At 54.2% G+C, this 24,891-nt stretch carries 27 protein-coding genes and 1 pseudogene; 15 read left to right on the top strand and 13 right to left on the bottom strand.

Annotation, left to right across the window (positions count from 1 at the left end; all coding sequences use genetic code 11):
- Nucleotides 1-61: 61 nt before the first annotated feature.
- The 8 genes from ppsR (at nucleotide 62) to I6L74_RS17115 (ending at nucleotide 8,174) form a co-directional block, all read left to right on the top strand.
- A complete protein-coding gene (gene ppsR / locus I6L74_RS17150; protein WP_059178168.1) occupies nucleotides 62-895 on the top strand; it encodes a posphoenolpyruvate synthetase regulatory kinase/phosphorylase PpsR in 834 nt (277 codons plus the stop codon).
- Nucleotides 896-1,046: 151 nt separating this feature from the next.
- Nucleotides 1,047-2,093: a 3-deoxy-7-phosphoheptulonate synthase AroH gene (gene aroH / locus I6L74_RS17145; RefSeq protein WP_059178169.1), complete on the top strand. Its 1,047-nt coding sequence runs from the start codon at nucleotides 1,047-1,049 to the stop codon at nucleotides 2,091-2,093.
- 170 nt (nucleotides 2,094-2,263) lie between these two features.
- Nucleotides 2,264-2,452 carry a hemin uptake protein HemP gene (gene hemP, locus I6L74_RS17140; protein WP_072241780.1) on the top strand — a complete coding sequence of 63 codons (189 nt, stop codon included), beginning with the start codon at nucleotides 2,264-2,266 and terminating at the stop codon, nucleotides 2,450-2,452.
- 78 nt (nucleotides 2,453-2,530) lie between these two features.
- A complete protein-coding gene (locus I6L74_RS17135; RefSeq protein ID WP_059178170.1) occupies nucleotides 2,531-4,516 on the top strand; it encodes a TonB-dependent hemoglobin/transferrin/lactoferrin family receptor in 1,986 nt (661 codons plus the stop codon).
- Between the two features lie 47 nt (nucleotides 4,517-4,563).
- The gene (gene chuS / locus I6L74_RS17130) at nucleotides 4,564-5,592 is read left to right on the top strand and encodes a hematinate-forming heme oxygenase ChuS (protein WP_059178171.1); all 1,029 of its coding nucleotides are present in this window, start codon (nucleotides 4,564-4,566) and stop codon (nucleotides 5,590-5,592) included.
- On the top strand, nucleotides 5,589-6,410 hold the full coding sequence (locus I6L74_RS17125) for a heme/hemin ABC transporter substrate-binding protein (protein WP_059178172.1): 822 nt from the start codon (nucleotides 5,589-5,591) through the stop codon (nucleotides 6,408-6,410). The genes chuS and I6L74_RS17125 overlap by 4 nt, the downstream gene beginning before the upstream one ends.
- A complete protein-coding gene (locus I6L74_RS17120) occupies nucleotides 6,410-7,402 on the top strand; it encodes a FecCD family ABC transporter permease (RefSeq protein ID WP_059178173.1) in 993 nt (330 codons plus the stop codon). Before I6L74_RS17125 ends, I6L74_RS17120 begins: the two co-directional genes overlap by 1 nt.
- Nucleotides 7,395-8,174, top strand: a complete 780-nt coding sequence (locus tag I6L74_RS17115; protein ID WP_059178174.1) for a heme ABC transporter ATP-binding protein — start codon at nucleotides 7,395-7,397, stop codon at nucleotides 8,172-8,174. The genes I6L74_RS17120 and I6L74_RS17115 overlap by 8 nt, the downstream gene beginning before the upstream one ends.
- Here the strand turns inward: I6L74_RS17115 and selO are convergent.
- From selO to I6L74_RS17070, 9 genes and pseudogenes are all read right to left on the bottom strand, one after another.
- The gene (selO, locus tag I6L74_RS17110) at nucleotides 8,171-9,613 is read right to left on the bottom strand and encodes a protein adenylyltransferase SelO (RefSeq protein ID WP_059178175.1); all 1,443 of its coding nucleotides are present in this window, start codon (nucleotides 9,611-9,613) and stop codon (nucleotides 8,171-8,173) included. The two genes, I6L74_RS17115 and selO, sit on opposite strands and share 4 nt — an antisense overlap.
- Before the next feature lie 61 nt (nucleotides 9,614-9,674).
- Nucleotides 9,675-10,388, bottom strand: a complete 714-nt coding sequence (locus I6L74_RS17105) for an EAL domain-containing protein (protein WP_059178176.1) — start codon at nucleotides 10,386-10,388, stop codon at nucleotides 9,675-9,677.
- Between the two features lie 285 nt (nucleotides 10,389-10,673).
- A complete protein-coding gene (locus tag I6L74_RS17100; RefSeq protein WP_059178177.1) occupies nucleotides 10,674-11,138 on the bottom strand; it encodes a C40 family peptidase in 465 nt (154 codons plus the stop codon).
- Nucleotides 11,139-11,210: 72 nt separating this feature from the next.
- The gene (gene btuD, locus I6L74_RS17095) at nucleotides 11,211-11,966 is read right to left on the bottom strand and encodes a vitamin B12 ABC transporter ATP-binding protein BtuD (RefSeq protein ID WP_059178178.1); all 756 of its coding nucleotides are present in this window, start codon (nucleotides 11,964-11,966) and stop codon (nucleotides 11,211-11,213) included.
- Nucleotides 11,966-12,517, bottom strand: coding sequence for a glutathione peroxidase (locus I6L74_RS17090; protein WP_059178179.1), 552 nt, complete (start codon nucleotides 12,515-12,517; stop codon nucleotides 11,966-11,968). Before I6L74_RS17090 ends, btuD begins: the two co-directional genes overlap by 1 nt.
- Before the next feature lie 229 nt (nucleotides 12,518-12,746).
- A pseudogene (locus I6L74_RS21490) lies at nucleotides 12,747-12,996 on the bottom strand (MFS transporter); the annotation flags it as partial.
- A gap of 22 nt (nucleotides 12,997-13,018) precedes the next feature.
- A complete protein-coding gene (locus tag I6L74_RS17080) occupies nucleotides 13,019-14,047 on the bottom strand; it encodes an alcohol dehydrogenase catalytic domain-containing protein (RefSeq protein ID WP_059178180.1) in 1,029 nt (342 codons plus the stop codon).
- Nucleotides 14,048-14,293: 246 nt separating this feature from the next.
- Nucleotides 14,294-14,776 (bottom strand): OsmC family protein, encoded by a 483-nt coding sequence (locus I6L74_RS17075; protein WP_059178181.1) that lies wholly within the window; start codon nucleotides 14,774-14,776, stop codon nucleotides 14,294-14,296.
- Between the two features lie 45 nt (nucleotides 14,777-14,821).
- Complete coding sequence (locus tag I6L74_RS17070; RefSeq protein ID WP_059178182.1) at nucleotides 14,822-15,598, bottom strand: SDR family NAD(P)-dependent oxidoreductase; 777 nt, start codon at nucleotides 15,596-15,598, stop codon at nucleotides 14,822-14,824.
- A gap of 176 nt (nucleotides 15,599-15,774) precedes the next feature.
- Here I6L74_RS17070 and I6L74_RS17065 point away from each other — a divergent pair, with 176 nt between their 5' ends.
- The 5 genes from I6L74_RS17065 to I6L74_RS17045 all read left to right on the top strand — a co-directional run bounded on the left by I6L74_RS17065 (nucleotide 15,775) and on the right by I6L74_RS17045 (nucleotide 19,383).
- Entirely contained in the window at nucleotides 15,775-16,689 is a 915-nt protein-coding gene (locus I6L74_RS17065) for a LysR substrate-binding domain-containing protein (RefSeq protein WP_059178183.1), read from the top strand.
- A gap of 216 nt (nucleotides 16,690-16,905) precedes the next feature.
- Nucleotides 16,906-17,187, top strand: a complete 282-nt coding sequence (locus I6L74_RS17060; RefSeq protein WP_059178184.1) for a hypothetical protein — start codon at nucleotides 16,906-16,908, stop codon at nucleotides 17,185-17,187.
- A 36-nt stretch (nucleotides 17,188-17,223) separates the two neighbouring features.
- Nucleotides 17,224-17,568: a carboxymuconolactone decarboxylase family protein gene (locus tag I6L74_RS17055; RefSeq protein WP_059178185.1), complete on the top strand. Its 345-nt coding sequence runs from the start codon at nucleotides 17,224-17,226 to the stop codon at nucleotides 17,566-17,568.
- 40 nt (nucleotides 17,569-17,608) lie between these two features.
- Complete coding sequence (locus I6L74_RS17050; RefSeq protein ID WP_059178186.1) at nucleotides 17,609-18,289, top strand: cupin domain-containing protein; 681 nt, start codon at nucleotides 17,609-17,611, stop codon at nucleotides 18,287-18,289.
- Nucleotides 18,286-19,383, top strand: coding sequence for a flavin monoamine oxidase family protein (locus tag I6L74_RS17045; RefSeq protein WP_279385948.1), 1,098 nt, complete (start codon nucleotides 18,286-18,288; stop codon nucleotides 19,381-19,383). Before I6L74_RS17050 ends, I6L74_RS17045 begins: the two co-directional genes overlap by 4 nt.
- 217 nt (nucleotides 19,384-19,600) lie before the next feature.
- On the opposite strand, the gene arsC is transcribed toward I6L74_RS17045, so the two are convergent.
- From arsC to I6L74_RS17030, 3 genes are read right to left on the bottom strand one after another with little or no spacing between them, the layout of a single operon-like run.
- Nucleotides 19,601-20,026, bottom strand: coding sequence for a glutaredoxin-dependent arsenate reductase (arsC, locus tag I6L74_RS17040; protein ID WP_059178188.1), 426 nt, complete (start codon nucleotides 20,024-20,026; stop codon nucleotides 19,601-19,603).
- Between the two features lie 12 nt (nucleotides 20,027-20,038).
- On the bottom strand, nucleotides 20,039-21,328 hold the full coding sequence (locus I6L74_RS17035) for an arsenic transporter (protein ID WP_059178189.1): 1,290 nt from the start codon (nucleotides 21,326-21,328) through the stop codon (nucleotides 20,039-20,041).
- A gap of 44 nt (nucleotides 21,329-21,372) precedes the next feature.
- Nucleotides 21,373-21,693, bottom strand: a complete 321-nt coding sequence (locus I6L74_RS17030; RefSeq protein ID WP_059178190.1) for a transcriptional regulator — start codon at nucleotides 21,691-21,693, stop codon at nucleotides 21,373-21,375.
- 85 nt (nucleotides 21,694-21,778) lie between these two features.
- On the opposite strand from I6L74_RS17030, the gene arsH reads away from it, so the two are divergent.
- Together arsH and I6L74_RS17020 are read left to right on the top strand one after the other, a co-directional pair.
- A complete protein-coding gene (arsH, locus tag I6L74_RS17025; RefSeq protein ID WP_059178191.1) occupies nucleotides 21,779-22,477 on the top strand; it encodes an arsenical resistance protein ArsH in 699 nt (232 codons plus the stop codon).
- Nucleotides 22,478-22,851: 374 nt separating this feature from the next.
- Nucleotides 22,852-23,907, top strand: a complete 1,056-nt coding sequence (locus tag I6L74_RS17020) for an alpha/beta hydrolase family protein (RefSeq protein ID WP_059178192.1) — start codon at nucleotides 22,852-22,854, stop codon at nucleotides 23,905-23,907.
- Here the strand turns inward: I6L74_RS17020 and I6L74_RS17015 are convergent.
- Complete coding sequence (locus I6L74_RS17015; protein ID WP_059178193.1) at nucleotides 23,849-24,886, bottom strand: helix-turn-helix domain-containing protein; 1,038 nt, start codon at nucleotides 24,884-24,886, stop codon at nucleotides 23,849-23,851. The genes I6L74_RS17020 and I6L74_RS17015 overlap by 59 nt on opposite strands.
- Between the last annotated feature and the right edge of the window lie 5 nt (nucleotides 24,887-24,891).

Below are 24,891 nucleotides of genomic sequence, written 5' to 3'. Positions count from 1 at the left end.
GTATTTTACTTTTTTAATTTATGCTTTCAGTCAATTAGGTTCGCTATTCTGGGTGAGTAAAATGGATAATGCTGTCGATCGCCACGTTTTTTATATTTCTGATGGTACGGCCATCACCGCCGAGGTGTTGGGCCATGCGGTGATGTCACAATTCCCGGTGGCGATAAACAGCATCACGCTGCCGTTTGTCGAAAATGAAAGTCGCGCCAAAGCGGTGAAAGAGCAAATTGATGCGATTTACCAGCAAACCGGCGCGCGCCCGTTAGTGTTTTACTCCATCGTTATCCCCGAAATTCGCGACATTATTTTGCAAAGTGAAGGATTTTGTCAGGATATTGTGCAGGCGCTGGTCGCGCCCTTGCAGGGTGAGTTAAAACTCGACCCGACGCCCATTGCCCATCGCACTCATGGGCTTAATCCGGGCAACCTGATCAAATATGACGCGCGTATCGCCGCGATTGATTACACCCTGGCGCACGACGACGGGATTTCGATGCGTAATCTCGATCAGGCCCAGGTGATTTTGCTTGGCGTATCGCGCTGCGGCAAAACGCCCACCAGCCTGTATCTGGCGATGCAGTTTGGCATTCGTGCCGCGAATTACCCTTTTATTGCCGACGATATGGATAACCTGGTGCTCCCTCCCGCGCTGAAACCGCTGCAGCATAAACTCTTTGGTCTGACCATTAACCCAGAGCGCCTCGCTGCCATCCGTGAAGAACGGCGTGAGAACAGTCGTTACGCGTCAATGCGTCAGTGCCGCATGGAAGTGTCGGAAGTCGAAGCGCTGTACCGCAAAAACCAAATTCCGTGGCTGAACAGCACCAACTATTCGGTAGAAGAGATCGCCACAAAAATCCTCGACATCATGGGTCTGAATCGCCGCATGTACTAATATGCTAGTACATTATTTTCATTTCAGTTATGATCGCTTTCACTCTCGGGGCCGACATGCCCCGAACTTGAAATCAGCAGGGATTGGTTTAAGGTGATGCCCATCACTTCCCGGTAGTCTGCCGATGAAGCAAATATTTCTGAGACATTCCATGAATAAAACCGACGAACTTCGCACAGCGCGTATTGAAAGTCTGGTGACGCCCGCAGAACTGGCACAGCGCCACCCCGTTTCCGCAAACGTTGCGGAACATGTCATTGCGTCGCGCCGACGCATCGAAAAAATACTGAACGGTGAAGATCGCCGTTTGCTGGTGGTTATTGGCCCGTGCTCGATCCACGATCTTGATGCTGCAATGGATTACGCCAAACGCCTGAAGGTGCTGCGCGATAAGCACCAGGATCGCCTTGAAATCGTAATGCGCACCTATTTCGAGAAACCGCGTACCGTGGTGGGCTGGAAAGGGCTGATTTCTGATCCTGATTTGAACGGCAGCTATCGCGTTAATCACGGTATCGAACTGGCGCGTAAATTACTGCTCCAGGTGAACGAACTCGGCGTGCCGACAGCCACCGAGTTTCTCGATATGGTGATCGGACAGTTTATCGCTGACTTGATTAGCTGGGGCGCGATTGGCGCGCGGACTACCGAAAGCCAGATCCATCGCGAGATGGCCTCTGCCCTTTCTTGCCCGGTGGGCTTTAAAAACGGTACGGATGGAAATACGCACATCGCGGTCGATGCTATCCGCGCCTCGCGTGCCAGCCATATGTTCCTCTCGCCGGACAAAAACGGTCAGATGACCATTTATCAGACCAGCGGTAACCCGTATGGCCATATCATTATGCGTGGGGGTAAAAAACCTAACTACCATGCCGAAGATATCGCCGCGGCCTGCGATACGCTGCACGAGTTTGATCTGCCGGAACATCTGGTGGTCGATTTCAGCCACGGCAACTGCCAGAAGCAACATCGTCGCCAACTGGACGTGTGCGATGAAATTTGCCAGCAAATCCGCAGCGGTTCGACCGCTATCGCCGGAATCATGGCGGAAAGTTTCCTGAAAGAAGGCACACAAAAAGTCGTGGCAGGACAACCCATTGCGTATGGTCAGTCGATCACCGATCCGTGTCTAAGCTGGGAAGACAGCGAACTGTTGCTTGAAAAATTAGCGTCTGCCGTCGATAGCCGTTTTTAATTACCTACCCCGCTGCCCTGGCGGGGTTTTTATTTCACAACCCGTCACTTTTCAAACCCTTCGCAGCAAATTTGATCCAGTCACATTTTTTTCACAAAAAGGCTTGCCGTGAAATTTCACTTTGTTGATAATGATTATCATTGTTACTTTGATTATTATTTTTAAACATTATGTCACGTACGGATAACACGGCGACCACGCTCGCAAAAGATTGCACACAGCCTACACCCACTGCTTCGGAGCGTCGGATAGACAGCAAAAGTCTGCTTGGCGATGAAGGACGGGTAATTATTGAGCATGACGGCCAGCAGTATCTGCTGCGCCAGACCCATGCCGGAAAACTGATTCTTACGAAATAAACCTAGCCATACTATTCGCCAGCCACCCAGGTGATCCCCAGGCAGCCAGCGCTTTCGATTTCCTAATGGAGAGTTGCTATGCCATACCTGCATTCCGCGTCGTTGCGCCCATCGCTGCTGGCGCTGGCCATTGTCAGTGCCCTTCCGGGCATTGCTTTTGCGGCCTCTGATGAAATGACCGTCACCGCAACGGGCAACGCCCGCAGCGCGTTCGAAGCGCCAATGATGGTGAGCGTTATTGACGCCACCGCCCCAGAAAATCAAACCGCCAGCTCCGCCGCCGATCTGCTGCGCACCGTGCCGGGCATCACGCTGGACGGCACGGGCCGCACCAACGGTCAGGACGTGAATTTGCGCGGTTACGACAGACGCGGCGTGCTGATTTTAGTCGATGGCGTGCGTCAGGGAACGGATACCGGACACCTCAACAGCACGTTTCTCGATCCGGCGCTGATCAAACGTATCGAAGTGGTGCGAGGCCCGTCTGCTCTGCTGTACGGCAGCGGCGCGATGGGCGGCGTGATTTCCTATGACACGGTAGACGCGAAAGATCTGCTTGAGGCCGGGAAAAACAGCGGTTTCCGCGTGTTTGGGACCGGTGCTACGGGCGATCACAGTATTGGCATGGGTGCCAGCGCGTTTGGTCGCACCGACGTGCTGGACGGCGTTGTTGCGTGGTCCAGCCGCGATCGCGGGGATTTACGTCAAAGCGACGGCACCACCGCGCCAAACGATGAATCCATCAATAATATGCTGGCGAAAGGCAGCTGGAAAATCGACAGCGCCCAGACGCTGGGCGGCTCGCTGCGCTATTACAACAACGCGGCGCAGGAGCCTAAAAACCCACAAACCATCGATGCAAGTGACAGCAGTAACCCGATGACGGATCGCTCCACCATCCAGCGTGATGCGCAATTGACCTACAACATTGCACCAGACGGCAACGACTGGCTTAACGCGGATGCAAAGGTGTACTGGTCTGAAGCGCGTATCAACGCCCAAAACGTCGACAGCACCGCCGAATTCCGCAAGCAAACCACCAAAGGCGGAAAAGTAGAGAACCGTACGCATCTGTTTACTGACACCTTCGCCTCGCACCTGCTCACCTACGGCGGGGAGTATTATCGTCAGGAGCAAAATCCAGGCGGCGCGACCACCGGCTTCCCGGAGGCAAAAATCGACTTCAGCTCCGGCTGGTTGCAGGACGAAATCACCCTTCGCGACCTGCCGATCACGCTGTTAGGCGGCACACGCTATGACAACTACCGTGGCAGCAGCGAGGGGTATGACGATGTCGATGCGGATAAATGGTCATCCCGCGCGGGCATCACCGTTACCCCGGCCGACTGGCTGATGCTGTTCGGGTCCTACGCGCAGGCTTTTCGCGCGCCAACAATGGGCGAGATGTATAACGATTCTAAACACTTCTCCATTGGCAATTTCTACACTAACTACTGGGTGCCGAACCCGAATCTGCGTCCGGAAACCAACGAAACACAAGAGTACGGCTTTGGTCTGCGCTTTGACGACCTGATGCTGGCCAACGATGAGCTGGAGTTCAAAGCCAGCTACTTCGATACCAAAGCCAAAGACTACATCTCTACGACCGTTGATTTTGCTGCCGCAACCACGCAATCCTATAACGTGCCTGACGCCAAAATCTGGGGCTGGGACGTGATGGCGAAATACACGGCGGACCTGTTCAGCCTTGACGTGGCGTATAACCGCACGCGCGGGAAAGACACCGATACGGGCGAATACATCTCGACGATTAACCCGGACACCGTGACCAGTAAACTGAACGTTCCGGTGGCCCAAAGCGGCTTCTCGGTTGGCTGGATCGGCACATTTACCGATCGCTCAACGCATATCAGCAGCGAATACAGTAAACAGCCGGGCTACGCGGTGAATGACTTCTACGTGAGCTATCAGGGCCAGCAAGCCCTCAAAGGGGTCACTACCACGCTGGTCCTGGGCAATGCCTTCGACAAAGAGTACTGGTCACCGCAGGGCATTCCGCAGGATGGCCGCAACGGTAAGATTTTCGTCAGTTATCAGTGGTAATCCCCCTTGCCCCGGTGCGCCGGGGCCTTATCCGAAAGGAAGAGACAATGAATCACTACACCCGCTGGCTTGAGTTAAAAGAAGAAAACCCAGGAAAATACGCGCGCGACATCGCCGGGCTGATGAACCTCAGCGAAGCCGAACTGACGTTCGCCCGCGTGGGGCACGACGCCTGGCGTTTACACGGAGACATCCGTGCGATCCTCGGCGCGCTGGAAACTGTCGGCGAAACAAAATGCATTTGCCGCAACGAATACGCCGTTCATGAACAGATCGGCACGTTCACCAATCAACACCTTAATGGCCATGCCGGGCTGGTGCTGAATCCGCGCGCGCTGGATCTGCGCCTGTTCCTGAGCCAATGGGCAAGCGTGTTCCACATCTGCGAAGCCACGGCACGCGGTGAACGCCAGAGTATTCAATTCTTTGACCATCAGGGTGATGCGCTACTCAAGGTCTATGCCACCGATAACACGGACGCTTCCGCATGGGGCGATATTTTGACCCGTTTTACCGTTGCCGATAATCCTGCGTTGGATCTGAAAGCGGCCGATGTGGCGCTCAACAGCGCGTCGCCTGACGCTGAAAAAGTCGATGCGGAATGGCGCGCCATGACTGACGTGCATCAGTTCTTCAGCCTCCTGAAGCGCCACAGTCTGAGCCGGCAACAAGCGTTCCGTCTGGTGGGTGACGACCTGGCCTGTAAAGTAGACAACCGCGCCTTAGCACGCCTGTTGGATGCCGCGCATCAGACCGGAAACGAAATTATGGTCTTCGTGGGCAACCGCGGCTGCGTGCAAATATTTACCGGCGCAGTGGAAAAAGTGGTGCCGATGAAGGGCTGGCTTAACATTTTCAATCCAGCGTTTACCCTGCATTTGCTGGAAGAGACGATCGCGGAAACCTGGGTTACGCGTAAGCCTACCGCCGACGGCCACGTCACCAGCCTGGAGCTGTTCGCCGCAGACGGGACGCAGATTGCGCAACTTTATGGCCAGCGTACCGAAGGCGAACCAGAACAAACGCAGTGGCGCGCGCAGATCGACGCCCTGACACCGAAAGGGATAGCCGCATGAGAAAATGGCTTGCCCTGATTATCGCCCTACCGCTGACGGCGTTCGCTGCGCCACAGGAGAAGATCGTCGCGCTCGGCGGGGACGTCACGGAGATTATCTCTGCGTTGGGCGCAGAGTCTTCTCTCGTGGCGCGCGACAGCACCAGCCTGTGGCCGCAGCGGGTCACGTCACTTCCGGACGTGGGCTATCTGCGCCAGTTAAACGCCGAGGGTATTCTGGCGATGCGCCCGACGCTGGTGCTGGCGAGCGCGCAGGCGCAGCCTTCGTTAGCGCTTAAACAGGTCGAGCAAAACAACGTGAACGTCGTGACGGTACCGGGCGGTAACGATCTGAGCGCGATCGATGAGAAGATCCGCGTGATTGCACAAGCAACCCATCGCGTCGTGCAGGGAGAAGCTCTGCGCAAAACGGTGCAGCAGGAGCTGGCAGCGTTACCGACGTCGCCACTCAATAAACGCGTGCTGTTTATTCTCAGTCACGGCGGGATGAACGCGATGGCCGCCGGACAACAAACCGCTGCGGATACGGCGATTCGCGCCGCCGGTTTGCACAATGCCATGCAGGGATTTTCGCGCTATCAGCCCTTGTCTCAGGAAGGCGTGATCGCCAGCCAGCCCGATCTGGTGGTGATCTCGCAGGCTGGCGTGAAGACAATGGGCGGCGAAGCGAATCTGTGGAAGCTGCCGGGTCTGGCGCAAACGCCTGCGGGTCGTAACAAACAGATTTTGCAGATTGATGATATGGCGCTGCTCGGATTTAGCGTCCGCACCCCGCATGCCATTCAACAGCTGCGCGATAAAGCCGAGCAAGTGCCCTGATGACTCGCCGTATCGCGCTATCGCTATGGATGCTGGCATTTTCGCTGGCGTTGATGACGCTGCTGGCGACCGGTTTTGGCGCGTTGCGTCTGCCGGTCTCGCTGCTGTGGAGCGGTCACGATGAAACCCTGCGCCAGATCTGGCTGACCATCCGTCTCCCGCGCGTGCTGCTGGCTCTGGTGATTGGCGGTTCGCTGGCGCTGGCAGGCTGCGTGATGCAGGGTCTGTTTCGCAATCCGCTGGCCGATCCTGGATTACTGGGGATCAGCAGCGGCGCGGCCTGTGCCGTCGCGCTGTGGGTGGTGTTGCCCTTGTCACTCCCGGCGTTGCTGATGCTTTATGCTCCCATGCTGGCAGCCTTTGCGGGTGCCCTGGCGGCCACGCTGGTGATTTTCCTGCTCAGCCAACAACAGGTCAGTACCCTGTCGCGCTTGCTGCTGGTGGGGATTGCCATCAATGCACTATGCGGCGCGGTAGTCGGTGTGATGTCGTGGGTCAGCAATGACGCACAGCTGCGTCAGCTTTCACTGTGGGGCATGGGCAGTCTTGGGTCTGCGCAGTGGTCAACATTACTGGCTGCAACCTCGCTGATGATCCCAGCCGTGATGGTTATCTGGCGCCTGGCCGGGGCACTGAATTTACTGCAGTTGGGCGATGAAGAGGCGCATTATCTGGGTATCGACGTCCGCGCCGTGCAGCGTATGTTGCTGCTGTGCAGCGCCTTGCTGGTGGCCTCCGCCGTGGCGGTGAGCGGTGTGATTGGCTTTATCGGTTTAGTGGTTCCGCATTTGGTGCGGATGTGGCTGGGCGCCGATCACCGGGCCGTTATCCCAGGCTCAGTGCTGGCAGGCGCTTTTTTACTGCTGATCGCCGATACCCTCGCACGCACCGTCGTTACACCGGCAGAAATGCCCGTCGGATTGCTGACCAGCCTGCTGGGCGCGCCGTGGTTTTTATGGCTCATTTTCCGTCGGGGAGCGCACTTTGGCTGAACAATTTCTGGCACAGGCGCTGACCTACCGCATCGCAAATAAAACGGTACTTCATGATGTGTCGCTTTCGCTGAACCAGGGTGAAATGGTGGCGCTGATCGGCCCCAACGGTGCGGGTAAATCCACGCTGCTACGCCTGCTGACGGGCTATCTTCCACCGACCTCTGGCAGCTGTAAACTGGTCGGGAAACCGCTGGACAGGTGGAGCACCCAGATGCTGTCGCGCCATCGCGCCGTTATGCGCCAGCAGACACAGCTCGAATTTGACTGGCCGGTTGAGGCCGTTATTGGAATGGGAAGGTCGCCATGGACCTCGCAGCCGGAAGCCGCCGTGATCGCCCAGGTAATGCAGATAACGGGGTGTACGCCGCTGGCAGGACGAAAATATGCAGCATTGTCGGGCGGTGAACAGCAGCGCGTTCAGCTGGCCCGGGCTCTGGCCCAACTGTGGTGCGACGGAGCGCCGCGCGGCTGGCTGTTTCTCGACGAACCCACATCGGCGTTAGATCTTTACCACCAGCAACATGTACTGCGGCTGCTGAAATCCTTAACCGCCCAGGGAAATCTGCACGTTTGTGTGGTGCTGCACGATCTCAATCTGGCCGCGCTGTGGGCCGATCGGATCGTGCTGCTGCATGAAGGGAAAATCGTTTCGCAAGGCGCGCCCGACTTGGTTTTACAGGCCGACGATCTGGCGCGCTGGTACGGCGCCCAAGTTCACGTTGGCCTGCATCCGACGAGTGCTATTCCGCAGGTATTTCTCGCCCCTTAGCTGGAACAGCTCACTTCCAGCCGTTTGCCCCAGTCCGGCGGGCGGCTGACATAGTCATCATCTCTGTCGTCAAACGGCGTGCGTAAGGCGTCGTGCAATCGATGCAACTCGGCATAATCGCCCTGCTCGGCCTGCTCTATCGCCCGCTGCGCCAGCCAGTTACGCAGGATCATGGCCGGATTGACCGCGTTCATTTGCGCGTTGCGGACGTCATCAGGCGTTTCCTCACGCTGCAGGCGCTCACGATAGGTTGCAAACCAGCTATCAAAGGCCTGTCGATCGATAAACTCATCGCGCAATGGCGAAGCGGCGCTGTGCTTTTCGGTTTGACCAAGCATGCGGAAAGTGCGCGTATAATCGCTGCCTTCACGCGCCATAAGTGCAAACAACGCGTTGAGGATATCGTTATCCCCTTTCTCCTGGGTCATCAACCCCAGCTTGCGGCGCATGAGTTTGCCGTATTCCTGCATCAGCACTTCCTGATACCGATCCAGCGCATCATTCAGAGCCTCGACGTCAATAAATGGCGATAGGGATTGCGCCAGATGCTGTAAGTTCCACAGCCCAACCGCAGGCTGATTTTCAAAACTGTAGCGCCCCTGATAATCAGAGTGGTTACAGATGAAATCCGGCTGATAGTCATCGAGGAAGCCGTACGGGCCGTAGTCAATGGTTAGCCCGAGAATAGACATGTTGTCGGTGTTCATCACCCCATGCGCGAAGCCCACCGTTTGCCAGCAGGCCATCAGCGATGCCGTACGCGCCACCACATCCCGGAACCAAAGAACATATTTATCGGCGTCGTTCTGCCACTGCGGCCAGTGATGGGCAATGACAAAATCAGCGAGCTGGCGGACCTTTTCTGGCTCACGGCGATAGTAAAAATGTTCAAAATGGCCGAATCGCACGTGGCTTTGCGCAATACGCATCAGCATTGCGCCCTGCTCCATCGATTCGCGGGCAACCTGAGTATCGCTGGTGACAATGGATAACGCGCGTGAAGTGGGGATCCCCAGGGCATGCATCGCTTCTGAGGCGAGGCTCTCGCGGATTGTTGAGCGAAGCACTGCGCGCCCGTCGCCCATACGCGAATACGGCGTCAAGCCAGCGCCTTTCAGATGCCAGTCGACGGTTTGTCCGTTCGCGAGCTGTTGTTCGCCCAGCAAGATGCCACGTCCATCCCCAAGCTGCCCTGCCCACACACCAAACTGGTGGCCGCTATAGACCTGTGCCAGCGGGCGCATGCCGGGAAGCAGCGTTTCCCCTCCCCATACGCCCGCGCCTGCATCGGCGTGGAATAACGACGCAGGCACGCCTAGATCATTCGCCAGACTGGCGTTGTGCCAGATCAAACGGGCATTTTTCAGCGGAGTGGGATTGAGCGCGGTGTAGAAACCGGGTAATTCGTCATGCCAGTGAGCAGTAAAAGACAGGGTCATAGGTCCTCCTGTCTTAAGTGTAGAGGGTTTACCCGCACTTAAACACGGGCGAAATGAAGGGTTATCGTTGGACGAGGGACGTCACTTGCTCGGCAGTCACCGCTGACCACAAATTGCCTTGCATGGCGCTGAAGTTGAATGGCAGCATACGTCGCAAGATCTCTTCATCGTCGACGCCTGCAACAATTACGCCCTGGCAATAGGGCGTGATTTGCGCCAGAATCGCGCGCATAAAGGGTTCGAACGAAAACTCGGCAACGCGCGCATGGATAAATCCTTTATCCAGTGCAATGCGTTTAAACAATCCATCAAAGACGGCTTTGTTGGATGCAGTTCCCGCCCCAAAGTCAGCCAACACCATTGGGAAATGGATTGCCATTCTTGCGAGCACGGGATCGTCTTTTCCATTATTTAAACCGGGAAAACTCTCATTAACCGTAAACTCAAGAAATGGATAGCGTTCTAATATTGATGTGGCATTCCCGTCTGCCAAAAGATACTCAACAATAGCTGGCGATATATTTATCCATGCAATAAGGTGATGCTGAATAAAAAACAGTTTACACGCGTCCAGCAATTCCAGCTTTTCGTGAAACAGCGCTAACTCGTCTGCCGCACTGAGATGCGGGGTGACCAGTTCCGTTGGAATACGGACGTCAGTTCCCACACCAACAAAGTGAGCAAAAATTTCTAAACCTTTTAGCTCACCTGCGCAATTGCGAGCAGGAAGTAATAATAGTTCAGAGTGATAAGGATTATTCAGGGTGACAATCATTGCGCCGGCCCCGCGTTTAAGAAGATAACGAGCATCCTGGAGCAATTGCTAAAATAATTCAACTTTATTGATTTTAAAAAGATTAATTTCATTGTTTCCTTTTTATTTTTAAGATTTTTCCATCAATCTAAAATAATTTTATCCTGGTTATGGTGTAATAGCCAGTTTTAGCGAAAACAGCTAGTTATCGACATAATTAATTACATTTAGATTTAACTCAAACTGGATAACTTAAAAACGAGCGCGATTCAGATGACCGCGCCAGGAAGAAACGGAAACCGCCCGCTATATACGTCGAGCCTGCCAGAAGTTTTTCCGCCAGTAAACATTATCCAGAGAAGATCGCATCACACCGCGACTGGTTGAGGCGTGAATAAACTGATTGTCAGTATCATAAATGCCAACATGCAGGCCACTTTCACCTGATCCCGTTTTAAAAAACACTAGATCGCCCGGCAATAAATCGCCTTTGTCTATTTGCGTACCGATCTCAGCCTGCATCCGCGTTTCGCGCGGGAGTTGCAGATCGAACTTGTCGCGGAAGGTCATCAGCACGAAGCCTGAACAATCAACGCCGCCCCGGCTCATTCCACCGTAGCGATAAGGTGCCCCGCGCCAGTGTTGCAACTGGTCGTTAAGATTAGCGATCACGGTAATAGAATCCGATAACCGCGGATTAGGGGGCGGTGCACGATGACTGCTGCATCCTGCAAGTAATAACATGCCCACAATGATTAACCAGAATCGCATTTCCAGACGAATCCTCTGCTTTTTTATCCTTTCCGTAATTTAGCCTGTGATTACGCAACCTTGCAAGAAACGCTATTCCTGAACGGTCGAAATCAGCATTCGGTGCCCTTCAATATCCAGACGACGAAAAGGCATACCGTAAGCCTGAGCAAGATTTGGTGGCGTCAGTACGCTGTCGCGCGCGCCGCTGGCGATCATGGCCCCGCGCGCCAAAAGCCATACCCGGTGGGCGTGGCGCAGCGTGTGGTTTAAATCGTGACTGCTCATCACAACGGCGATGCCTTTGCCGGAAAGCAGGCTTAATAGCTTGTCGAGCGCGGCCTGCTGAGCCACATCCAGACCGCTCGTCGGCTCATCCAGTAACATCACGCTCCCGTGAGGATTTCCCGCAGGATGGATTTGCAGGATCGCAGCGGCCAGGCGCACACGCTGCCACTCACCGCCGGAGAGTTGGTTGGCGTTGCGCGCGAGTTTATCTTCCAGCCCCAGCGCGCGAGTGACATCCTCAAGCAGCGCGGAATGGGTTTTATCATGCTGATGCAGGGCCAGATAGTGCCAGACAGGCATGGCAAAGGGCGGCATCTGCTGCTGGATTAGGTAGCTGCGCCGGTGAGCCAGCGAGACGGGAGACCATTCGCGAAGAGAATGCCCCAGCAACGTGATTTCCCCCTCACCCATCGTCAGCCCAGCCATACGGGCCAGCAACGTACTTTTCCCGGCCCCGTTGGGGCCGACAAGATGCACGATCTCACCCGGATGAACCTCAGCGTTGACCGGTTCCAGCCTTCCCTTCTGCGCCACGCCCGTCAACTGCATCAGCATGGTCATTACTTCGCCAGTGCCAGTTTGATCGATTCCATCACAATAGGGTCTTCGGGTGTCATATCCGGAGAAAAACGTTGTACAACCTGTCCGTCACGGCCAACCAGGAATTTCTCGAAATTCCACAAAATATCATCCGGATACAGAGGCGCACGTCCTTTGCTCGCCATGCGCTCATAGAATCCGCTTTGTTCTGGCGCAACGGCCGTTGGGGCTGCAGCGATCAGCTTTTGGTAAAGCGGATGGCGATTTTCACCGTTCACATCAATTTTGCTGAACATGGGGAACGTGACGCCATAGGTGGTACTGCAAAACGTTTTGATCTCCTCTTCACTACCCGGTTCCTGACCCAGAAACTGATTACACGGGAAACCAAGAACCACCAGGCCATCCTTCTCCCAGGCTTTTTGAATGTTTTCAAGCTGTTCATACTGCGGCGTCAAACCGCATTTCGACGCGACGTTCACGATCAACAACACTTTACCTTTGTAGCTTTCGAGCGTTGTTTTCTCGCCATCAATGGTCGTGACTTCGGTATTCAGAATATCGTACTGCATAGCGTCCCCTTAGTTTGTTTACCCTGTCGGATCTCACGTCCGGCCTTTAATAGTAGACAGATAAAGCAATTAAATACCAAATATTAGTCTAAACAATAATTTATCATGAAATCAGTGAATTACAAAAATGACTACCGGCAAAGAGCGGCCAGGACAGGACATGCTGTGATAAGCAGACCCGCAGCGGCAATACGCATCGCTCCAAAGCGGATAATCAATGCTGGTAAAAAACGCCTGCGCCGGTGCCGACCATAAAAGCAGCTTTACGGCCTTGTTTTGCGCCAGTGAACATAACGGCAAGATACACGTTGCCCATCCCCAGAACAAAATGGTGATGGGCAACGTGGCGAGAGAATTGTCATGCGCAATTGCATTACCCACAATTGCGCCTGTAGCATAAAAACTGCGGCGTTAGCACCGGCGAGAGCCTGTGCGGACGACGGGAGGAAGAGATTATTTTTCTGGTCTGCAACGGGCAGGAAGCGTTATGTGGACATGTGATTAATTATCCTGATTCATGGTAAGCACTATCCGGAAGCGCGCCTGCCCCCTCTTCAGTCTGTCGAGGGCCTCGTTTGCACGCTCAAAGGGCATCTGTTCTATGACGGGCAAAGTCTGAAAAAGATGGCTGAACCTCAGCGCTCGCTCGGTTTGTGCCGGTGTGCTGACGAAGGATCCTGTCAGGGTACGTTCAGCGCCGATCATCATACCCGGCATGACCTGCAGTGGTGTTCGCCCGGCACCCAGCAGGATCGCTTTTCCCCGCGTTGCCAGGGCGGGCAGCAAGGCTGCGACCGTTTCTGAATCCGGCGCCGTAGCCACAATAAAATCGACACCACCGTCATTTTTCAGGCGCTCTAAACCGTTTTCCTTAAATGTATCGATGTAGTGATGCGCACCCAGCTCAAAGGCCACTCGTTCTTTATCACTCCCCCGTGCAACTACCGTAACCTCAAAACCCATTTTACGGGCGTACTGAACGGCCATATGACCAAGTCCCCCCATCCCGAGAACCGCCACTCGGTCGCCTGCCCTGGCACCTGAATTACGCAGCGCGTTGAAGGTAGCGGTACCGGCGCAAAGGATCGGTGCGGCATGCACAGAAGAAAGCGCTGATGGAATGGCTATCAGCGCGGTATGTCGCATGACAACGTACTCTGCGTAGCCGCCATCGCAGCTCAGACCCGGCGTCAGCTGATTTTCACAGAGATGAAAAAGCCCGTTGCGGCATGGGTTACAGTATTGGCAGTACCCCCCCAGACGCCCGACGCCTACACGCTGACCGGTTTGCCAGATACCCCGCACCCGGTCTCCTTTCCGGGCGATATGTCCGACAATCTCATGTCCCGGTATACGGCCTGGTTGGCCCTCCTGCGGCGCTTTTTCTGCGTCCCGGAGATCGGCACCGCATACCCCGCATGCTTCAATTTTAATGAGTACATCATCCGGACCGGGAGCAGGTATCGGCCGCTCTGTCATTTCCAGCACACCGGGGGCAACGATCTGCATAGCACGATATTTTTTATTCATAAATTGCACCAGTAAAAATGGGGATTATCAGATTGCAGGCGCGACGAGAAAACGAGATACCCTGTTACAGGCGGTGACGGTTGCAACGGCTTCCACGGTCTCATTTCCACCTAACAGATTTTTCAGCGCGTCGCTAACGTTCTTCTCGACCACGACGTTGCGGGTGGACTGGTCCGTAAGATGAATCAGCAGCGTCTCAGTGTGGGGATGTCATTTCTTTCTATTGAGCAGAATAATCCAGCCGCGTCAGCTCAGTGTTAAGTCACCTTCGATCAGCATATTCTGGGCCAGTAACCACCGGTTCATGGAGATGTTAATCACCCGCTGATGGATCCCTTCAAACTGATGCACTGTGCCGTCACCGCTGACGTAAATGACATACTGAAGCCTGCCGGAATCCGCCTTTGCAGGCCTGTCGCCGGTTGCCGGTATACCTTTCGGAAGATGCCCGTCAGTGTGTATTTCAAGATGTTTGAGCGCGATACCGCAAGCCCTGACTTCCTGAATAAAGGCGGCCATCATGCAGGCATTAAACGCAGCGAGCATCAGCTCCTGGGGGTCAGGAGCCAGCCCTTCGCCACCCAACGAAATCGGTTCATCGGAATCGATAACATGACTTTGCATGACTGGTGTGGCGTTGTCTGCGGAAAAGGACTGGCAGAGCGTCCGGCTGGCCATGCTCCCCCGCCACGTAGTGACAAGGTCGTAATGCGCGGTCTGGATTTGCATAATCACTCCAGTGCCGCACGCGAGCCAGCACGTGCGGCATACTCATCAGGCGTTACGGCCGGCCATCACACCGCCATCGATATCCCAGATAGCGCCGGTGACCCAGCCCGTCTTATCAGAAAGCAGGAAAGCAACGGTTTCCGCGATATCGACCGGGGTACCCACGCGTCCGATCGGATGGAAACTGTCAAAGCTGTTCATCACATCCTTCACGTCGTCTTTCGGAATGAAACCTTCGTAAATTGGCGTGTGAACGACGGCCGGAGAAACCGCATTCACGCGGATCCCTTTCTCACCCAGCTCAATGGCCAGGTTTTTGGTCAGCGCATGCAGACCGGCTTTAGCCATTGAGTAAGCTGATGACGGTGTGGCACCGATGGCCTGTTGTGCCCACATGGAGCCGATATTCACGATAGAGCCTTTAATACCGCCCTCGACCATATTGCGCACCACGTCACGGGTAATAAAGAACGTGGCGCGGTTAATATTCATATACATGTCATAGTCTGACGTTTCATGTTCGGTGAAGGGTTTCGGGAAGAATACGCCAGCCGCATTGACCAGCAGGCTGATATCTTTGTGTTCGGCGTTAATGATATCCACCACGTGCTGCATACCTTCTTCTTTCATCAGGTTGGCAACGATGATCGAAACCTGACCGTCTGCAGCCAGCGCCTGGCGGGCCTGCTCAGCTTTGTCCTGACGATGACCAACAAGCACAACGCTGCCGCCGTTTTTCACGACCAGCTTCGCCGTTTCGAAGCCCATACCGCTTGTACCGCCGACCACTAACAGTTTTTTACCGGCAAAAGATGCGTTCATCGCTACCCTCTTTATATTCATCTGAGTGAGATTGATGAAAAGCCGCGCTCCTCATCGTGTGAAGCCAGAATGCCACCCTGAAGGTTGGTTGACGACTGAGAAGAAATTGCGACACAGGAAAGAAAATCTTTCTCGCTAGCGTATACTGAGACAAATAACGGATCAGGACGACGACAATGCGATCGCTAAACCGACTTAAATGGCTACACGCTTTTGAAGCCACCGCCAGGCACGGCAGCTTTACCGGCGCGGCACAGGAGCTGGGCGTTACGCCCGCAGCAGTAGGCCAGCTGGTACGCTCGCTGGAAGACTGGGTCGGGCACCCGCTTCTTCACCGTACCCGCTCAGGAAAAGAGCGGCTGACGCTGGTTGATGAAGCGCAGGAGGCGCTGCAGGACATCACGCAGGGGCTCGACAAACTTGAAACCGGATTAAACAAGCTTCGTGGCCGCCGTTCGCGCTCGGTAGTGGTCGTAACGGCGTCGCAGGTGCTGATGATGAACTGGCTGATGGATCGCCTGAACCGTTTTTCGGAAACGCACGAAAATATCGATCTGCGGCTTAACGTCACGGAAAAGCTGATGGACGTGTCGCACGGCGAGGCGGATATCGGTATTCGCTGCGGACAGGGCGACTGGCCTGGCGTGAATAAAACCTGGCTGATGGATGAAGAGGCGGTGCTGGTCTGCAGTCCACGCCTGGTACCACCAGAGAAAATGGCCTGCAGCGAATGGCTCGCCACGCAAAAACTCATTCACGATGACACGCCGCATCCCGGGGCGGATTTTCCGTCATGGGATGATGTACTGATGGCGGTTGGTGCACCCGAAGCGCTGGAAAGCGGGCTGCATATTAACTCCGCCTCAGCAGTGATCCTGTCGGCCCTGAGCGGCAGAGGCGTGGCTATTGTCCGGTACGCTCTGGTGACGAAGCTTATCGAAACCGGGCAGCTGGTCCAACTGCATCCCGACCATCGCTGGCCACTCAAATGGTCCTATTATCTTGTCACTCCACAGCAGAATGTCATGCGTCATGAAGTAAAGGTATTCCACAACTGGCTTCTTCAGGACGTCGTCTCAGATCGTTCATAAACTGCCCCCTCAGGCATTACGCTGCCCCGGTAATCACGCCGGGCGCGTAATGCTTATTCCACGACAAATCACGACATAGAATTTCTACTCTGCTTTGCAAGATTATCTGATTTGTTGAATTACTCTGGCTTTTTCATAATCTTCCTCAACGAAAGGGAATACACACCGGATCTTTAAACGGGTGCATTGCCTCAACCCTGAGAAAAGGAGAGCAAGATGGCTTATCTGCAAATCACCCTGGATATCAGTAATGAAAACCGTACGGCAGCAGCAGGGGTATACCAGAAATACAAAACCCCGTTTCTGACCACCATCGAGGGTGCCACCTCTAAAGAACTGCTTATCCGTGACGAAGACGTCCAGGTGCTGCACGGTTTTAATACCGTCGCGCAGGCACAGGCATATCTCAACAGCCAACTATTCATACAGGACGTCGTTGCCGGATTAACACCTTATTTAAACAGCGCGCCTGACGTGCATATTTTTGACGTCATGTAATGACTTTTCTGAGACAAACACTCACCGGAGTTTTCAATGTTCTTAAACTGGAATGAATATCGCAGTGGTCTGCTCGCCACTGTTGGCAAATTTGCCAAACTGCAGCCTGAATTTATGAAAGGCTTGCAGCAGATGGACAAAGGGGCGTCAGAAAACAAGCATCTCGATCCCAAAACCCATGAGCTGATTGCACTGGCAGTGGCCGTAACCACCCGCTGCGACGGCTGCCTGGCCGTGCATGTAGACGCTGCGGTTAAGCACGGTGCCACGCGTGAAGAGATCGCCGAAGCGCTGGCCGTTGCCATTAGCCTGAACACCGGCGCAGCGCTGACGTATACCGCGCGTGCTCTGGATGTGTACGATAATTTGCCAAACAAATAGGCCTGCAGACGGCCCCCTGTGGGCCGTCATATCACTGATTATGACATTATTGAATTCTGATTTTTCGCAGCGTGCGATCGTCACCCCGGATGATTATCAGTGGGTACCTTCTCCTCAGCCCGGCGTTGAGCGCGTGATGCTTGACCGCATTGGTCACGAGCAGGCTCGCGCAACCAGCCTTGTCAGATATGCGCCCGGGTCCGAATTTCCCGAACACAGCCATCCCGGCGGAGAGGAAATTCTGGTGCTCGACGGGACTTTTACCGAGAACGGAATCGATCATCCTGCTGGCTGGTACCTGCGCAGTCCGGACGGTTCTTCTCATCACCCCTCCAGCCGCGACGGCACAACCATTTTCGTCAAGCTGCGCCAGATGTCTGCCGATGAACGCCAGCCGGTCAGGATAAACACGAAGGAGGCAGCCAACTGGCACGGTCAGCCGCACAGACAAATCTGCCCCTTATTCTCCGGTACTTCAGAAACCGTTCTGCTTCAGAAGCTTGCCCCGGGCGAGCCGGTCTTCTGTGCACCACGTGTTGGCGGAGCAGAACTCTTTCTTCTGAAAGGGCAACTCGTGGTGCAGGAAGATTGCTATGAGGCAGGAAGCTGGCTGCGCTTTCCGCCGGGTGATATGCCTGCTCTTATGGCTACCGCTTCTGGTGCACTTTTTTATCTGAAAACGGGACATCTCAGCCCGACAACCCTGACCGGAGCGACATGATGAAACAGCGCGTTGTTATCATTGGTGCGGGCATAAGCGGCCTTTATGCCGCCACGCTGCTTGAAAAAGCGGGTGTGGACTATGTGATTCTTGAGGCTCGTGACAGAACGGGCGGACGCGTGCTGTCAGGCCTGGAATTGGCGGGGACCTCCGCGGGCCTCCATGTAGATATGGGGGCCGCGTGGTTCTGGCCTGATATTCAACCGGACTTCGCGCACCTGATCGAGCGGCTGAATCTTCCGGTAATAGCGCATGGCCGCCCGGGTGACATGCTCTACGAACGCCAGCTGAATTCGCCCCCCGAACGCTATCCAGCATGGGAGAGCTCCCCAGCGTCTTTCAGGCTGAAGGGAGGAATGCAGGCGCTGACGGCGGCGCTCAAAAGTCAGATCCCGGTTGAGAGGATTAAAACAGGCCATCAGGTGATAGCTGTTTCCCGGGTCGGCAAGCAAGTGCAGGTCCATACCCGGTCCGAAGGCAGTAAAAAAGCCGTGTTTTCCGGGGAGCATGTCTTCCTCGCTTTGCCTCCTGCCCTGGCAGCTAAAATAGATTTCAAACCGGCGATGCCGGAACAGGTGCTTTCAAACTGGCGGAAAACCCCGACGTGGATGGCCCCCCATGCGAAATATGTCGCTGTTTATAAAACGGACTTACTGCATGCACGACAACTTTCAGGGAATGCAGGAAGCCGCGTTGGGCCAATGGTTGAGATCCACGACGTTTCCGAGCCAGATTCGGATAAAACGGCGATTTTCGGTTTTATTGGCGTACCGGCAAAATCGAGATGGACGGTCAGCGAAGCGGTGCTCAAAGGCCTTTGCCGGGAGCAGCTCGTACGCTTATTTGGACAGGACGCGGCAGAACCAGAAGCTGAGTATATAAAAGACTGGGCGGCCGATCCGTATACTGCAACGGAATCTGATCTCCTTCAGGACGTCGGGCACGCAATGTCTGAGCAACTTCCTGCCAGGGGAGAATGGTCTCGCGAGATGACGGGCATCGCCAGTGAATGGTCGCCGCAGTTCTCGGGTTATCTGGCAGGTGCAATTGACTCCGCGTCAAGGGGTGTTCAGCGCTGGCTACATCAGAAATAATCCCGCGAAAATGGTTTGCAGCCTTTCGAGCCGGAGATGGGTTATTAAAAAAATGGCTATCGGGTTCGATACTACGTCAGCTGTTAAAAGCAGCTGGCTTCTGAAATGTCTGTTTCTGGCACCTGCGGATATCTTCGCGACCAGGTCCGCAGTGAGCAAAAAGCGGACGTCTGCATGGGGTACGCAGACGTCCGGATAATGATACGAAATGGGCTGATTACTTAACCCGGTTCCCGTCTTCATCAATCACTTTTTCACCGTCCTCTTTGGTGAACGTGCCTTTCTGACCTTCAGGTAGAATATTCAGCACAATTTCTGAGGGGCGACAAAGACGCGTACCAAGCGGCGTCACTACAATCGGTCGATTAATCAGGATCGGATGCTTAAGCATAAAATCGATCAACTGTTCATCAGAAAATGTATCTTCATCCAGACCCAACTGCTCATAAGGTTCAACGTTCTTACGCAACAACGCGCGCACCGTCATTCCCATATCTGAGATGAGTTTAATCAGCTCGTCGCGGGTCGGTGGCGTATCGAGATAGTAAATAATGGTCGGTTCGTTACCGCTGTTACGGATCATCTCCAGCGTGTTGCGCGAGGTGCCGCAGGCCGGGTTGTGGTAGAGAGTAATATTGCTCATATCAGTATCTCATTACAAAGTGACAGAGAGCCGCCACGTCAGCGCGGCCAGTGTGACAAACAGCACGGGTAGGGTCATGATAATCCCGGTGCGGAAGTAATATCCCCAGGTGATGGTCATGTTTTTCTGAGCCAGCACGTGAAGCCACAGCAGAGTGGCCAGACTGCCAATCGGGGTGATTTTTGGGCCTAAATCGCAACCAATCACATTGGCATAAATCATCCCCTCTTTGACGATGCCGGTCGCAGCACTCCCGTCAATCGACAGTGCGCCAATCAGCACCGTCGGCATGTTGTTCATCACCGACGACATAAACGCCGTCAGGAAGCCGGTGCCAAACGTGGCAGCCCATAGACCTCTCTCTGCCAGCCTATTAAGCACGTCAGAAAGAGACTCAGTGAGTCCGGCATTGCGCAGGCCGTAGACGACCAGGTACATCCCCAGCGAGAAAATAACGATCTGCCAGGGCGCACCGCGCAGCACTTTCCCGGTATTAATGGCATGGCCTCTCTTTGCCACCACGAACAGCACGGCTGCGCCAGCTGCCGCTATCGCACTGACGGGGATCCCCAGCGGCTCCAGAACAAAGAACCCGAGCAGCAGGAGCAGCAGAACAATCCAGCCGGCTCTGAACGTCGCCGGATCTTTAATCGCACTGGCAGGCACTTTCAGCAATGAAACATCATATGTCGCCGGAATATCCCGACGGAAGAAGAGATGCAGCATGAGCAGCGTGGCGGCAATGGCTGCCAGATTCACGGGGACCATCACGGAGGCGTACCGCGTAAAGCTCAGGCCAAAGAAATCCGCCGAGACAATATTCACCAGGTTAGAGACGATGAGCGGCAGACTGGCGGTATCGGCAATGAATCCCGCAGCCATGACAAAGGCCAGCGTCGTGCTCTGGCTGAACCCCAGCGCCAGCAGCATCGCAATCACAATTGGCGTCAGGATCAGCGCTGCACCGTCGTTAGCAAAGAGCGCAGCAACAGCGGCACCGAGCAGAATTATCCAGGTAAACAGCAGGCGTCCACGTCCGTTACCCCAGTGGGCGATATGCAGCGCGGCCCATTCAAAGAAACCGGACTCATCGAGCAGCAGGCTGATGATGATCACCGCAATGAATGCCGCTGTCGCATTCCAGACGATATTCCAGACCACGGGGATATCACCCATGTGGATGACCCCGGTTCCCAGCGCCAGTAAGGCCCCGATACTTGCACTCCAGCCAATATTGAGGCCTCCTGGCTGCCAAATGACCAGAACCAGCGTCAGTAAAAAGATACTCCCTGCCAGTAACATTTCAGACTCCAATATATATGTTTATATGTATGTGATTAAATCTGTCAACAGGAACTACAGGCAGATTTTTCCAGCCATTTACGGACATCTTCGCGCAGGCACTGCCATGACGTCGTAATCGTCTCAGCCGCCCATGCCGGCATGTGGGGTGACAGACGATAATAGACCCATTTGCCTTCCCGACGGTCCAGCACCAGTTCAGCCCCGCGCAGGATAGCCATGTGGCGAGAAATCTTGGGCTGCGATTCGGAGGTGGCCGCGCAGATATCGCACACACACAGTTCGCCGGACTCACGGAGAAGCATGATAATGGCGAGGCGGGTTTCATCCGACAGAATTTTAAAAAGCTGAACAGGCTTTAGCATTTATCACTCCATTCCTTTAGAATATACATATGCTATATCATATGTATTGAATTTAAAAATCATAAAAACCGCCCGGAGTAGAAAAATGGAAGAGTTCCCTGCCCTGAACACGGATTGCTTTGATCGGCAAATTGCTGAACGCCTGCCTTTACAGGAACCGCCGCGCATTCTGATTCTGTATGGCTCGGTAAGAGAGCGTTCTTACAGTCGTTTTGCAGCAGAAGAAGCGGGTCGCCTGCTGACGGCGATGGGAGCTGAGGTGAAATTTTTTAACCCTTCCGGTTTACCCCTGCCGGATGATGCTCCGGATACGCACCCAAAAGTCATCGCGCTGCGCGAGCTGGTCAGATGGTGCGACGGGATGGTGTGGAGCTCCCCTGAGCGGCACGGGGCAATGAGCGCAGTGATGAAGGCGCAGATAGACTGGATACCCTTAAGCGAAGGTGCCGTTCGTCCTTCGCAGGGCAAAACCCTTGCGGTGATGCAGGTCTGTGGCGGCTCTCAGTCCTTCAATGCCGTGAACCAGATGCGCATTCTGGGTAGGTGGATGCGGATGTTCACTATACCTAATCAGTCTTCAGTGGCCAAAGCCTGGCAGGAATTCGATGAGAATGGACGAATGAAACCCTCACCCTGGTATGATCGTATCGTCGATGTCGCCGAGGAGCTGTTTAAAATCACGCTACTGCTTAAGGGACAAAGCGGTTATCTGGCCGATCGCTACAGTGAAAGAAAGGAAAGCCATCAGGAACTGTCATCCCGTGTTAATCAGGAAAAAATATAGCGGTCCTCTCTTGATAACTTCAAACCGAGTTCAGTTAACAAGGTCCTCTGTTGGCACAGCGAGGACCAGGATATCCTGCAGCACTCATCGCTCCTAAGAAGATCAGCCTATAGTGTGGTACCGCGAGCGGGAGCATTTCACGCTTCATCTGCCAGTGTTGCTGTATGTCTTGTCCCGCGAAGTACAGCATCCCTTTCCTCTTTCGGTATTCTACTCATCCAGAATATGCATCAGCGACTCGCTGTCTTTACGCGGCGCGTTCTCATCGAATAATGACGAAAAAACAAAATTCACGACCTCAATCGTGTTCGAGGACGCTCGAATACCAAACCTGATATATACACGTTGCACCATTCACCTCTTCAGGATTATTTATGATGTGCATACGCGTTTTTTGTTTATTGTCTGTGTTCCTTTACGGGATACACGTGCAGGCATCGCCAGGCTTTCGTCAGATAACGTTATCAGACCCGACGCGTGACAATCTCAATGTGGCTGTGTGGTATCCAACGGCTTCTGAGGGAAAAGCAGTTGATGTGGGCAGTAATCCCGCTTTTGTTGGTGTGACGGTGATCCCCGATGCGCCGCCATTGCCTGGCGTTCACCCTCTCCTGGTTATTTCACACGGATACCACGGAAACTGGCGGAATCTCTCCTGGATTGCTACGGCGATGGCTGCAGAGGGGTATATTGTTGCCGCCCCGGATCATCCAGGCACGACGACGTTTGATCAGAATCCGAGAGAGGCTAAAAAGTTGTGGCGACGTCCGCAGGATATTTCTCGGGTTATTGATTTCGTCATAGCGTCCCCTACTCTGTTCGGGGCAACGGACAAGGGCCGTATTGCCGCTTTAGGGCATTCTCTTGGCGGGTGGACAGTCATGTCGCTAGCGGGTGCGCGATTTCAGCCTTCTTTGTTCATCCGTGATTGTCAAAACCATTCCAGACGGGGCGACTGCCGGTTAATAGAAAAACTTGGCATCAATGACACGCTTTCCCTGGAAAAAATATCCGCAAATCACCGTGATGCACGAATCCGGGCTGTCGTCTCTCTTGATACAGGATTAGCCCCTGGTTTTACGCCTCAGAGTCTGAATGCTATTAACATTCCAGTCCTGATTTTAGCGGCACAGGCGGACGGACCGGGAGAATTACCCGCGGATCAGGAGTCTGGATACATTGCTGCCGAAATGAATCCCGACTGGAGGCAATACGAGAGGGTTGAAGGCGCGACACATTTCAGTTTCATGCAGCTTTGTAAACCTGGCGCTGAAATTCTGCTAAACGAAGACTCACCTGGCGACGATATTGTTTGCCAGGATGGCCCCCGAGCAAAGCGAGTGGCTATTCATCAACGCCTGATTCGTAAAATCAGTGCATTTCTGAATTCCTCGCTTGATTACCCTGCATCTTCTGCCGGAACAAGGTAGGTGACACGCCGGAAATTCGCAGAAACTCACGGTTAAAATTGGATTTGGTGGTGAATCCAGACTCCAGCATGATATCCGTCACGGGCAACGGGGTGTTTGACAGCAGTTCCTTTGCCCGGTCAATTCTGAAGCCATTGATCCACTGCGATACATTGCACTGACTCACTGAATTCACTGCACCTGAAAGGTGTCGAGCTGGTATGCCGGTTTTTCTGGCCAGGATACTCAGTGTGAGGTCGGGATTAAGATAAATTTGTGTTTCACGAACGTGATTCTCGAGTCTGCGATAAATCCCCTCAAACTCTCCCGCGGGCACCACAACACACTCGGGAGGCGTTTCTTCACGGTGATCATTTCCTGATACCGTTGTCCGTCCCGCACTGACAATGGCCGCGGCGATGAGAGGAAGCAGTATCATCTGGAAAATGACAACCATATCCGGGGCTTGTTTCCCACCGCTGATGCTGAAGTCAAGCGTAACCGCAAGGTCTGTCAGTGCAGATAGACACAGAAAGCAGCCTGCGAAAAATGCCATTTTTACAGTATGTGTTGACTCTGCCAGTCGACTCAGCGTGAAGCTACGCTCTCCCTGCCATGCAAGACGAATGAGGCCACATCCGTATCCTGTAAACAGGATGAAGAGGATGAAATCCGTCGCAACCGGCCAAAACATCCGGGTAACTAATGCAATGGCTGGGGGTAAAGTGAGCAATAATGCGCGACGCTGCATATTAGCATCTGTCATCGTGATAAAACTGTGCCATGCGAGCGGGGGCAGAAGTATTGCTAAGACGGATTGAATATTCCTGAGCATGGCTGAATCGTATTCCCAGCGCAGCGTACCTAGCGTTAGCAGGACGGTGCAGGCGATGAGAAAACGCAGCGTCCCACTGTGGCGATTTTTTTCGGGGAATAGCGCCATGACGATTAAAACCAATAGCGCAAACAGAGTAATAACAGGAAAGGGAACAGAAAACATAACCG

The sequence above is a fragment of the Lelliottia amnigena genome (assembly GCF_019047465.1).
Classification (GTDB): domain Bacteria; phylum Pseudomonadota; class Gammaproteobacteria; order Enterobacterales; family Enterobacteriaceae; genus Enterobacter; species Enterobacter amnigenus.
The sequence above is the reverse complement of the archived record's forward strand: the minus strand, read 5'-3'. Positions and strand labels throughout refer to the sequence as shown.